This is a genomic window from Thermoactinomyces sp. CICC 10521 (assembly GCF_016055135.1).
In the GTDB taxonomy this organism is placed as follows: Bacteria; Bacillota; Bacilli; order Thermoactinomycetales; family Thermoactinomycetaceae; genus Thermoactinomyces_A; species Thermoactinomyces_A daqus.
In genome coordinates this window covers 1-12339 of sequence record NZ_JAECVZ010000014.1, presented here as the reverse complement: position 1 = coordinate 12339, position 12339 = coordinate 1, and the positions used below count along the sequence as shown (strand labels likewise).

The window sequence follows — 12339 nt, the reverse complement described above, 5'->3', positions numbered from 1 at the left end:
CTTTGCCCTAGTATACGCCAAAGGATAGGGGCCTGATACTTGTTAGTGTTTAAAGTGTCGAACACTGGTAAAGACCATTGCGATACCGTGTTTGTTGGCCTCTGCGATCGACTCTTCGTCGCGAATGGATCCACCTGGCTGAATGATGGCGGTTACTCCTGCCTTGGCTGCCGCTTCAACAGTATCCTTCATCGGAAAAAAGGCGTCAGAAGCCAGAACGGAGCCTTTCGCGTCTTCCTTTGCCTGGTTGGCGGCGATGACGGCAGCGCCGACACGGTTCATCTGTCCTGCCCCTACGCCGGTGGTGCGAAAATCCTTTGCCAAGACAATGGCATTGGATTTCACATGTTTCACCACTTTCCAGGCAAACAGGAGCTGCTCCCACTCCTCTTCACTCGGTGCGCGCTCTGTCACCACCCGGCATTCCTCTTTGCGGACCGCCCGTATATCCTCTTCCTGAACCAAAACTCCTCCGCTGACCGATTGCAATTTGAGTGACGCCCCTTCTGCCGGTACCTCTTCGCCCAGGGCAAGCAAACGAAGATTTTTCTTGGTTTTCAGGATGGTCAGTGCCTCTTCGGTAAAAGATGGGGCCAAAATGATCTCCAGGAAGATCTCCTTCATCTTTTCAGCCGTATCACGATCGACAGGCCGGTTAACCGCAATGATTCCGCCAAATATGGAGACGGGATCGGCTTCATATGCCTTTTGCCAAGCCTCAGACAGCGTTTTTCCTACCCCGACGCCGCAAGGGTTCATGTGCTTCACCGCCACGACGGTCGGTTCCGTAAATTCGCGGAGCAGAGCGAGCGCTGCGTTGGCGTCGTTGATATTGTTATAGGAGAGTTCCTTTCCGTGAAGTTGAGTGCTGCTGGCCAACGTGCCTGCCCCCGGCAGCGGTTCACGGTAAAATGCGGCTTGTTGGTGAGGGTTTTCCCCGTAGCGAAGCGCCTGTTGTTTGGTCAACGGGATGGTTAACTGCTCCGGGAACGAGACCCCTGTCAATTGATTGAAATAACCGGCGATCAGTGCATCGTAGTGTGCGGTATGGCCAAACGCCTTGGCTGCCAATTTCCGTCTGGTCTCCGCCGTAGTCCGGCCACTTTCCCTCAATTCTTCCAGGACAAGGCCATAATCCGCCGGATCGACGACAACCGTCACATACTGATGGTTTTTGGCGGCGGACCGCACCATCGACGGACCCCCGATATCAATATTCTCAATCGCTTCTTCCACGCTTACACCGGGTTTGGAAATGGTTTGTGCAAACGGGTACAGGTTTACCACGACGAGATCGATCGGTGAAATTCCGTTCTCCTCCATCTGTTTGAGATGGGAAGCAAGACCGCGAACGGCGAGCAAACCACCGTGAATTTTGGGATGAAGCGTTTTGACCCGCCCGTCGAGGATTTCCGGAAAGCCCGTAACATCTGAGATTCCTGTCACCGGAAGCCCGGCTCCAGCAAGGGTTCTGTGGGTTCCTCCGGTCGAAATGATTTCCACGCCCAATTGCACTAATTCCCGCGCGAAATCGATAATACCCGTTTTATCTGAAACACTGATCAATGCCCGACGTATCGTTGCCACTGGATCTCCTCCTTCGTTTGATTCTTAGGCTATGAGTGCAACCTGCCTTACGATTTCTTGCCACCGTCTATTAACGCCTGAATCACCCGGGGATACAGCTGGTGTTCGGCGAGGTGGATTTTCCTCTCAAAACTTTCCAGCGTATCCCCCTCCTCAATGGCCACCGGTTGCTGGGCAAGAATCGGGCCGGTATCGATTCCTTCATCGACATAGTGAACCGTGACACCCGACACTTTCACCGGATAGGAAAAAGCTTTTTCGATGGCATTTAATCCCGGAAACGCAGGCAGTAAAGAGGGATGGATATTCACAATCCGCTTCGGAAACGCCTGAAGCAAAGTAGGGCCGATCAAGCGCATGTAGCCCGCCAGCACAATCCATTCGATCTTCCTTTGGCGAAGGTGCGCCAACACCGACTCTTCATATGCTTTTTTATCGGGAAATGCTTTGGGGTTCACACAAATCGCTTCCACCTCGCAGGCACGCGCCCGATCCAACACTTTTGCTCCCGGACGGTCACAAATCAACAGGGAGATGGGCAAAGGCCAGTTCTCCCGCCGTGAACTTTCCACCAGTGCCTGAAAGTTGCTGCCATTTCCCGAGGCAAAGACAGCAATCGCCATGTTAAGCCTCCTCCGTCCAAGTTACTCCATTTTTCCCCTGCGCCACTTTCCCGATCACCATCGCTTTTTCACCGCAACCGGCCGCCGTTTGCAAAACTGCCTCCTCTTCTTCGGCCGGAACGGCGATCACCATGCCAATGCCCATATTAAAGGTGCGAAACATATCTTCTTCTGCCAGATCGCCACATTCCTGAATCCAGTTGAAGATGGGCGGAACATCCCAGGTACGGCGATCGATTTGCGCTTCAAGGCCATCCGGCAACATGCGGGGGACATTTTCCACCAATCCGCCTCCGGTGATATGAGCGGCTCCTTTCACTCTGTGCTTTTGAAAGAGCGTCAATAGGGTTTTGACATAGATTTTCGTCGGGATCAGCAACGCCTCCGCCAGTGTTTGTCCGCTTCCGGGAACTTTTTCATCCCAGGAGAATGCCCGATCCTGTAGCAAAACTTTGCGCGCCAGCGAAAAACCATTGCTGTGCAGACCGCTGGAAGCCAATCCGATCAGCACATCCCCCGCCTCGATATCCTTGCTGGGCAGGAGTCGGTCCCGTTCGGCCACTCCGACGCAAAAACCGGCGATATCGTATTCTCCCCCGTTATACAGGCCCGGCAGTTCAGCCGTTTCACCGCCGACCAACGCGCAGCCCGCCTGTTCACATCCGTCGGCAATCCCTTTGACAATTTCTTCAGCCACTGCGGGAGACAATTTTCCGGTTGCCAGATAATCGAGGAAAAACAGCGGTTCGGCACCTTGAACAACCACATCATTCACGCACATGGCCACACAGTCGATCCCGATGGTGTCATGGCGGTTCAGGGCAAAGGCGATTTTCAATTTGGTGCCGACCCCGTCGGTTGCAGACACGAGCACCGGCTGACGATAGGATGGATCTAAGGCGAACAAGCCGCCAAATCCGCCGATTCCGCCGATCACTTCAGGACGCCTGGTTCGGTTTACATGTTTTTTGATGCGATCCACTGTTTCATTTCCGGCATCAATATCCACACCGGCCGCTTTGTATGCTTTGCTCATCGTTTGCCCTCCAAAACCAGTTCTTCGATTTCCGTCGGATACCGGCCCGTAAAGCAAGCCAGGCAGTGCCCGCGCTTTTGGCCCCCTCCGTTTGATTCAACCGCATCAATCAGCCCGTCGGTGCTCAGAAAAGCGAGGGTGTCGGCGCCAATCTCCTTGCGGATCTCTTCCACCGACTTGTAAGCCGCGATCAATTGGTCCCGATCCGGGGTATCGATGCCGTAAAAACAGGGATGTTTCACCGGCGGTGAACTGATGCGCACATGCACCTCGGTCGCTCCCGCGTCCCGCAGCATTTGCACGATCCGGCGGCTGGTTGTCCCCCTGACAATGGAATCATCCACCATCACGACCCGCTTTCCTTCCAGCACGCCGCGCACTGCACTCAATTTCATTTTTACGCCTTGTTCCCGCAACTCCTGATTCGGCTGAATAAAGGTACGGCCGGCATAGCGGCTTTTGATCAGACCGATCTCGTACGGAATTCCCGCAGCTTCCGCATAACCGATCGCCGCTGATGTACTGGAATCGGGCACCCCGGTCACCACATCAGCTTCAACGGGAGCTTCTTTTGCCAGACGGCTGCCCATTCGCTTGCGGGCGGCATGCACGTTCACCCCGCCAATAATGCTGTCCGGTCGTGCGAAATAGACATATTCAAACACACAGCCGGCCCGTTCCCGCTCAGGGGCAAACGAAAGCGATCGGACTCCCTCACGGTCGAACACCAGCATTTCACCCGGTTCCACTTCACGGACGAACTCAGCCCCGATCACATCAAATGCACACGTCTCCGAGGCAAAAACCAATGCGTCTCCAATTTTGCCCAGTGACAGCGGTCTTAATCCGTGAGGGTCCTGTGCCGCAATCAGCTTGTCATTGGTCAGGATTAAGAGGGCATAGGCCCCGGTCACTTTGTTTAAGGCCTCTTTAACCGCTTCCTCCAGACTGCCGGCACGCGAGCGGGCGATCAGGTGGGCGATCACTTCCGTGTCCGTCGTCGTCTGAAAAATGGATCCCTCGGCTTCCAGTTCCTGACGCAGGCGTCCGGCGTTTACCAGATTGCCGTTTGTGGCCAAAGCCAGTTCGCCTTTTACATAGTTAAATACGAGCGGCTGGGCATTTCTCAGTCCTGTTCCCCCGGTTGTCGAATAACGAACATGTCCGATCGCTGTCTCACCCTGGAAGGAACGAATGATCTCCTGGTCGAATACCTCGGTCACCAATCCCGTACCCCGGTGCACAAAAAAGCGGTCATGGTTCGTACTGACGATTCCCGCGCTCTCCTGCCCGCGATGTTGCAAGGCATGCAGCCCGTAATACGTAAGGCGGGCAGCTTCAGGGTGACCGATGATGCCGAAGACACCGCACTCTTCATTCAGTTCGTCAAGGTCGAAGATGGATTCATCGCGCATGGAATGGCTTCCTCCCAACGTTTTGTGAGTTCCGCAACGTCACTCCCAATCACCCGGGTTCCATTTACCGCAATCGACAGGTGTGCTTCCTGGGTCACACGGCCGATCCGGCTGCAGGCAACCCCGTTTTTTTCCGCAAGCTGATGAACTTCTTCCACATATTCATCCGGTACGCTCAAAATCACGCGCGACTGACTTTCGCTAAACAAATGAACGATCGGAGCCAGGCTGGTCTGAATCGTTACCTCTGCTCCTTTTTGCCCGTCAATGCAGGATTCCGCCAAGGCTACGGCCAATCCCCCTTCGGAGACATCGTGCGCAGAGGATACCCATCCTTTTTGAATTGCAGCCAGCACTACTTTGTACAGGGCTTTCTCCTTCTCCAGATCACAAACCGGAGCCCGTCCGCGCACCTCGCCGGTAAGAGCATGCTGCAATTCGCTTCCTCCCAATTCGGCAAACGTTTCTCCCAACAGCAAAATCGCATCTCCCGCACGCTTAAAGGCAGAAGTGGTTATATGCTCCCGTTTTTCGACCAATCCGACCATTCCCACCACCGGAGTCGGGTAAATCGGCTCTCCCTTGGTTTCGTTGTACAGACTTACATTGCCGCCGACGACGGGGGTTTCCAGAATGCGGCACGCTTCAGCCATTCCGTCGATCGACTGCGACAGCTGCCAGTACACTTCGGGTTTTTCCGGATTTCCAAAATTGAGGCAATCCGTAATGCCAAGCGGGACCGCCCCGGCACATACCACATTTCTCGCCGCTTCCGCCACGGCAATTCTTCCTCCTTGCACCGGATCGAGATAAACATAGCGCCCGTTCCCATCCGTGGACATCGCCAGTGCTTTCTCCGTTCCGCGAACCACGATCACGGCCGCATCAGATCCGGGGCAAACCGCCGTGCTGGTGCGCACCATATGATCATATTGACGGTAAACATAGCGTTTGCTGCCGGTGTTAATCGACGAAATCACTTTGTCCAGCGCCTCCTGCGGCGAGACATCCAAAAACGCTTCCTCGGCCCGGATATTTTGGTATGCCTGGTAATAATCCGGCACACGCCCTTCCCGGACATAAACGGGTGCGTCATCCACCAGCGTATTGACCGGGATGTCGGCTACGATTTTCCCGCCATGGAAAATGCGATAGCGGTTGCCTTCCGTCACCCGTCCGACGACAGCGGATTGCAAACCCCATTTATCGCAGATCTCCTTGATTTCCTGTTCCCGTCCCTGTTCAACCACCAGGAGCATCCGCTCTTGCGATTCAGACAACATAATTTCATACGGGGTCATTCCTTCTTCCCGCTGCGGAACCAAATCGAGGTTCAAATCGAGACCCTGACCGCCTTTTGCCGCCATTTCCGCGCTGGAGCAAGTGAGCCCTGCGGCCCCCATATCCTGAATCCCGAGGAGAATTCCTTTTTTCACCATTTCCAGACATGCTTCCAGCAGCAATTTTTCCATAAACGGATCGCCCACTTGCACGGCCGGGCGCTTCTCCTCCGACCCTTCATTCAGTTCTTCACTGGCAAAGGTGGCTCCGTGAATGCCGTCCCGTCCGGTGCTTGCACCAACATAAATGACGGGATTGCCGGTTCCGCTGGCGATTCCTTTTTGCAAATCCTCGTGGTTTAAAATACCGACGCACATGGCATTGACCAGCGGATTTCCCTCATAACAGTCATCAAACATCACTTCACCGCCCACGGTGGGAATGCCGATGCAGTTTCCGTAATGAGCGATTCCCGCAACCACTTGGTCAAACAGATAACGAACACGCGGGGAGGAGAGATTCCCGAAGCGAAGCGAGTTGAGCAGCGCAACCGGGCGGGCCCCCATCGAAAAGACGTCGCGGATGATGCCGCCAACCCCGGTGGCCGCTCCCTGAAACGGCTCAATCGCGGAAGGATGATTATGGCTCTCGATTTTAAACACAACCGCCTGACCGTCCCCGATGTCGATCACTCCGGCCCCTTCACCCGGCCCTTGCAAAACGCGGGGTCCTTCTGTCGGAAAGCGTTTGAGCAGCGGTTTGGAGTTTTTGTAGCTGCAATGCTCCGACCACATCACGCTGTAAATCCCCACTTCCGTCCAGTTGGGCAAGCGGCCGAGGTGCCCGATGATCTGTTCATATTCTGCTTCGGTCAAACCCATCTCTTTAAACAACTTCTGCTCGCGAATGATTTCCGGCGCCGGTTCGGAAATGGCGCTTTTGCTCTTCATCACTGTTTGTTCACGCTGCACCGCAATTCTCCTTCCAATAAGCGAACATGGATTGAAACAGTTTTTTCCCATCTTCCGATCCCATCCAATCCGCGATCGCCCGTTCTGGATGTGGCATCATGCCGAGAACATTACGCTTCCGGTTGCAAATTCCGGCAATCTTCTCAATCGAGCCGTTGGGGTTGTCACCGGCATAGCGAAAAACGATTTGCCCGTTTTGCTTCAATTCGGCAAGAGTCGACGGGTCGCAAAAATAGTTGCCGGACATGTGGGCGATCGGAATGCGAATCGCCTCTCCCGGAGCATACTTGCAGGTAAACGGTGTTTCTGCATTTTCGACGGTCAGTGTTTGCATTTCACAACGGAACTGCAAATGATCATTGGTCAGCATCGCCCCCGGCAACAATCCCATTTCCAAAAGAATCTGGAATCCGTTGCAAATGCCGATGACCAATTTGCCCGATTCGGCCGCCTGTTTCACGCCCTTCATAACCGGAGAAAACCGGGCCAGCGCACCGGTGCGAAGATAGTCTCCATACGAAAAACCGCCGGGAAGGATGATGGCATCAAACCGGGACACATCCTCTTCCTGATGCCAAACGGGTTCAACCGGTTCCTGCAATACATCTTCGATCGCATGAACGCAATCCAGATCGCAGTTCGAACCGGGAAAAACGGGAACGGCAAACCTCACTTACGCCACCTCCTCCAGCTCAAAGCGAAATTGTTCAATCACCGGGTTGGACAATACCTTTTCGCAAATTTCATGCACCTGTTGTTCCGCCTTCCGGCGATTATCGCTCTCAATCAACACTTCAATCCGCTTGCCGATCCGCACATCCTTCACTTCGGCATAACCCAGGGAATGAAGCGATCCTTTCACAGCGACTCCCTGCGGGTCCAATACACTCTCTTTCAAGGTGACAAAGATGGTTGCTTTATACATCTTCTCTTCCTCCCAGGCGGTTCCAGATTTCTTCATAAGCCTCGATGACATTCCCCAAATCGCGACGAAAGCGGTCCTTATCCATCCGGTTCCCCGTCGCCATATCCCAAAAACGGCACGTATCCGGGGAGATTTCATCGGCCAGCATCACATCTCCCGAATCATCCACACCAAATTCCAACTTGAAATCAACGAGCAAAATATTTTTTTGCGCCAAGAAGTTTCGCAGCACCTCATTCACTTTCAGCGCCGTCCCTTTCATCTCTGTCAGCTGTGCAACCGTGGCGATTTCCAATACGGAAATGTGATCCTCATTGATTAATGGATCACCCAAGGCATCGTCTTTGAGGTAGAGCTCGATCACCGGATGGCGCAAGGGGCTTCCTTCCGTCAATCCGAGCCGTTTGGAAAGCGAACCGGCAGCCACATTGCGGACCACCACTTCCAACGGGATGATGGCAACTTTTTTCACCCATTGTTCAATTGGCGAAATTTCTTTTATAAAATGATTTGCGATTCCTTGTTCCCTTAATAATTGAAAGAAGAATGCACTAATTCGGTTATTAAGGACTCCTTTTCCGGCGAGCGTTGCCTTTTTTTCACCGTTGAAGGCCGTTGCCGCATCTTTGTAGCGAACGCGGACAATCGCCGGGTCTTCCGTTAAAAACAATTGTTTCGCTTTTCCCTCATAGAGGAGAGTTTCCGGTTTCATCCTGCAAAAGCCCCTTTCTGCGGAGTTTTGGGAGAAAGCGGAGGCAGTGGAAATCCACTCTGCCTTCCGCTCCGCCTTCTTCCCGCTGACTCTCTATTCATCCAAGTCGAGGCGGGCAAAAATGGTGTCCACATGTTTCAAGTGGTAGTGGTAATCAAAACAATCCTCAATCTCCCGGGGCGAAAGCGTTTGGGTGATTTGCTCATCCGCTTCCACCAGCGGTCTGAACGGGCGCTGTTCTTCCCAAGCCTGCATGGCCAAACGTTGGACACGGTCATACGCTTTTTCCCGTGTCCAGCCTTTGTCGATCAAGCTCAACAGAACCCGCTGGGAATAGATCAATCCAAACGTGCGCTCCATATTTCGTTTCATGTTCTCGGGGAATACGGTCAGGTCACGGATAATGCCGGTGAAGCGATTCAGCAGATAGTTAAGCAGGATCGTGGCATCCGGCAGAATCACCCGTTCCACGGATGAATGGGAAATATCCCGTTCATGCCAGAGCGGAACATTTTCATACGCCGAGACCATGTGACCGCGGATGACGCGGGCCAGCCCGCTGATATTTTCGCACCCGATCGGGTTGCGTTTATGCGGCATGGCTGATGAGCCCTTTTGCCCTTTTTTGAAGGGCTCTTCCACTTCACGCGTCTCACTCTTTTGCAATCCGCGGATTTCCGTCGCAAATTTGTCAAGAGAGGTGGCAATCAAGGCCAAGGTGGCCATATACTCCGCATGACGGTCGCGTTGCAGGGTTTGCGTTGAAATGGGCGACGCTTTCAGTCCCAATTTTTCACACACATATTTTTCGACAAACGGGTCAATGTTGGCATACGTCCCCACTGCTCCGGAGATTTTGCCGACGGCGACGGTCTCCATTGCCCTGACAAACCGCTCGCGGTTCCGCTGCATTTCGGCATACCACAATGCCATTTTCAAACCGAATGTTGTCGGTTCGGCATGCACGCCGTGGGTGCGTCCCATCATCACCGTATATTTGTGTTCTTTAGCCTTCTCTTTGAGAGCGGCGATCAAACGGTCCAGATCCTGCAACAAAATTTCGTTTGCCTGTTTCAACAGATAGGAAAGCGCGGTATCCACCACATCCGTCGAGGTTAAACCGTAATGAACCCATTTGGATTCCGGTCCCAGTGTCTCCGCCACCGCCCTGGTAAATGCCACGACATCGTGACGAGTATCCAGTTCGATTTCATAGATCCGCTCCACGTTGATCTTGGCATTTTCCCGGATCAGGGCCACATCCTTCTTCGGGATGATCCCCAGTTCCGCCCATGCTTCGCAAGCCAGGATCTCCACTTCCAGCCAGGCGCGGTATTTGTTTTCTTCTGTCCAAATCGATCCCATCTCGGGGCGCGTATAACGTTGAATCACAATCAGGTCCCACCTTTTCTGTGAAGATGCATCGCAGGTCAGATCGCGGGGCGCCTTCCTTCTCGGCGTTCCTTATGATCCCCGCTCCCCTCGGGTTCAGGACTGCAATGCATGATTATATTTGATTAAAAATAATCTCTATCATAAATAACCTTTTTCTCTTCGCTCGTCAAAGGCGGCCAAATCGACGAAGACTCGATCCACTCCAGCGCCTGATTGACGCTCTCTGCCAATACCGTGACATGACCCATTTTTCTACCTTTTTTCGCTTCTTTTTTTCCGTACCAATGAAATTTCACGTGACCGGGAAGAGATGGAAATGCTTGTCTGAAAGCATCTGCATGTTCACCCAAAATATTCACCATCACCGCCGGCTTGCAAAGATCCGTCGGCCCCAGTGGCAGCCCGAGGGAGGCGCGCACAAACTGCTCAAATTGCGAGGTGGCACAGGCATCATAGGTGTAGTGTCCCGAGTTGTGGGGGCGTGGTGCCAATTCGTTGACAACAAGCCGTCCGTCTTTCAGCATAAACATCTCAACCGCAATCAAACCCACCACCTGCAGCGTCTCCGCAACCCGTTCAGCCACTGCGATCGCCTGCGCTTTGACCGGCTCAGCCAGCGGCGCGGGAACAACCGTCATATGGAGGATATGGTTTCGATGCAGATTGACCGCCGGCGGAAATGAGGCCAAATCCCCTTGCGGATTGCGGGCGACAATGACGGAGAGCTCTTTGACAAAGGGGATAAAAGCTTCCAAGATCAATTCCCTGCCCCCGTCCAACAAATCCCCCGGCAACAAATCGAGATCCGGTTTTGTGCGCAACATCCATTGACCTTTGCCATCATAACCGCCTGTGGCCGTTTTCAGCACGGCAGGAAGGCCGATCTGCCTGAGTGCCCGGATCAAATCATCCCGGCTCTTTACAGGAACAAAGTCGGTAACGGGAATCCCGGCTCTTTGCAGTGTTGTTTTCTCCAATATGCGATGCTGCGCCGTTTGTAATAGCCGGCTTCCTTGCGGCACATGTGTTTTCGTTTCCAGAAATTTGACGACAGCCGGGTCAATATTTTCAAATTCGTACAAAACCAGATCGGCCTTTTCAGCCAGCCGGTTCGCCGCATGAAGATCGTCATAGGGAGCGGCTATATGCCACTGGGCCGCTTGTCCTCCGGGGCAATCAGTTGCGGGGTCCATGGTGACAAACTGCAAGCCCATCTTCTGCCCCTCAAGAATCGTCATACGTCCGAGCTGACCGCCTCCCAAAATCCCGATCGTTTGTCCTGGAGCGACCACTTTCATCTGTCCTTTTGTTTCGATCATTCCAGATCCCTTTCTTCAATGACACGTGCGCGAATTTGTTCACGGCGCTCCTTCAGGCGCGAGCGTATCTTCAAATCCGCCATTCCCAGCATTTCCGCAGCCAAAATCCCGGCATTGACTGCGCCGGCATTGCCGATCGCCACAGTCGCGACGGGCACCCCGCCAGGCATTTGCACAATGGACAGCAAAGAATCGAGCCCGTTTAAAGAGGACGTTTTGATCGGAACGCCAATCACCGGGAGCACTGTTTTCGCTGCAACCATTCCGGGAAGGTGAGCGGCCCCTCCGGCTCCGGCGATAATTACCTGAATTCCGCGTTTCTCAGCCGTTTCAGCATAATGAAACATCTCATCAGGTGTCCGGTGGGCAGAAACCACTTTGGCTTCATAAGGAATTTCCAATTCCCGGAGTACTTCACACGCTTTTTGCATCGTAGGCCAATCGGAAGTGCTTCCCATAATGACACCGACTTTTATATCATTCAATGGATGCTCCTCCTTTATCAACAAATAAAAAACAAGCCTAATTAGCAGATTTTCCCAATAAAAGCCAGAGAAAGTCTACTTATTAGGCTTGTTTTCCGCCTAACCGTTCAACTTTTCTCATAGCCGGGAAATTTACGGTTTCCTGGTAGAAACGCTCAAGCCATATTCCTGAGCATATATGAGAAAGCAAATTATTTTGTTCAGTTCCAGTGTAACAACAAAACGGGAACAACGCAACAAAAAAGCGAACATTGAAATTAAAAATTAATGGTAGTGTTCGCTTATCATAGGAATCAAAAAGACATTGAATCAAGTAAAATGAACTTGTTCCAGTGGATCATGAACATTCCCCATATATCTCAATTCTGGCTCCAATTGCGAACCGTGTGCCAATGCAATAAGATTCTCGCTTGACCCGGACAACGCCTGATCTTGGCATTTTCCGCTCAAAAACACAAAAAACCCATCTCAATTGAGATGGGTTTTTCTTATGCCTGGCAACGACCTACTCTCCCAGGGGTGAACCCCAAGTACCATCGGCGCTGGAGGGCTTAACTTCCGTGTTCGGGATGGGAACGGGTGGATCCCCT

Annotated in this window: 11 protein-coding genes, 1 rRNA gene and 1 riboswitch; all 12 genes read right to left on the bottom strand. The window is 52.9% G+C overall.

The features are described from left to right. Nucleotides 1-42 precede the first annotated feature (42 nt). A complete protein-coding gene (gene purH, locus I8U17_RS11000) occupies nt 43-1587 on the bottom strand; it encodes a bifunctional phosphoribosylaminoimidazolecarboxamide formyltransferase/IMP cyclohydrolase (protein WP_198059394.1) in 1545 nt (514 codons plus the stop codon). 47 nt (nt 1588-1634) lie between these two features. Beyond that, nucleotides 1635-2210, bottom strand: coding sequence for a phosphoribosylglycinamide formyltransferase (gene purN, locus I8U17_RS10995; RefSeq protein WP_033101357.1), 576 nt, complete (start codon nt 2208-2210; stop codon nt 1635-1637). 1 nt (nt 2211) lies between these two features. After that, nucleotides 2212-3246 carry a phosphoribosylformylglycinamidine cyclo-ligase gene (gene purM / locus I8U17_RS10990; protein ID WP_033101358.1) on the bottom strand — a complete coding sequence of 345 codons (1035 nt, stop codon included), beginning with the start codon at nt 3244-3246 and terminating at the stop codon, nt 2212-2214. Then, on the bottom strand, nt 3243-4661 hold the full coding sequence (gene purF / locus I8U17_RS10985; protein ID WP_033101359.1) for an amidophosphoribosyltransferase: 1419 nt from the start codon (nt 4659-4661) through the stop codon (nt 3243-3245). Before purF ends, purM begins: the two co-directional genes overlap by 4 nt. Then, nucleotides 4625-6892, bottom strand: a complete 2268-nt coding sequence (purL, locus tag I8U17_RS10980; protein WP_198059410.1) for a phosphoribosylformylglycinamidine synthase subunit PurL — start codon at nt 6890-6892, stop codon at nt 4625-4627. The genes purF and purL overlap by 37 nt, the downstream gene beginning before the upstream one ends. 10 nt (nt 6893-6902) lie before the next feature. Continuing rightward, nucleotides 6903-7586, bottom strand: coding sequence for a phosphoribosylformylglycinamidine synthase subunit PurQ (gene purQ / locus I8U17_RS10975; RefSeq protein WP_198059393.1), 684 nt, complete (start codon nt 7584-7586; stop codon nt 6903-6905). Then, entirely contained in the window at nt 7587-7838 is a 252-nt protein-coding gene (gene purS / locus I8U17_RS10970; RefSeq protein ID WP_198059392.1) for a phosphoribosylformylglycinamidine synthase subunit PurS, read from the bottom strand. Then, nucleotides 7831-8550: a phosphoribosylaminoimidazolesuccinocarboxamide synthase gene (purC, locus tag I8U17_RS10965; RefSeq protein ID WP_033101362.1), complete on the bottom strand. Its 720-nt coding sequence runs from the start codon at nt 8548-8550 to the stop codon at nt 7831-7833. The genes purS and purC overlap by 8 nt, the downstream gene beginning before the upstream one ends. Before the next feature lie 93 nt (nt 8551-8643). Further along, a complete protein-coding gene (purB, locus tag I8U17_RS10960) occupies nt 8644-9942 on the bottom strand; it encodes an adenylosuccinate lyase (protein WP_198059391.1) in 1299 nt (432 codons plus the stop codon). 125 nt (nt 9943-10067) lie between these two features. Beyond that, nucleotides 10068-11264 carry a 5-(carboxyamino)imidazole ribonucleotide synthase gene (gene purK, locus I8U17_RS10955; RefSeq protein WP_198059390.1) on the bottom strand — a complete coding sequence of 399 codons (1197 nt, stop codon included), beginning with the start codon at nt 11262-11264 and terminating at the stop codon, nt 10068-10070. Beyond that, entirely contained in the window at nt 11261-11722 is a 462-nt protein-coding gene (gene purE, locus I8U17_RS10950) for a 5-(carboxyamino)imidazole ribonucleotide mutase (protein ID WP_033101387.1), read from the bottom strand. The genes purK and purE overlap by 4 nt, the downstream gene beginning before the upstream one ends. Nucleotides 11723-11849: 127 nt before the next feature. Further along, a riboswitch (purine riboswitch) is annotated at nt 11850-11951 on the bottom strand. A 290-nt stretch (nt 11952-12241) separates the two neighbouring features. Beyond that, nucleotides 12242-12339 (bottom strand): 5S ribosomal RNA (gene rrf / locus I8U17_RS10945); the annotation flags it as partial.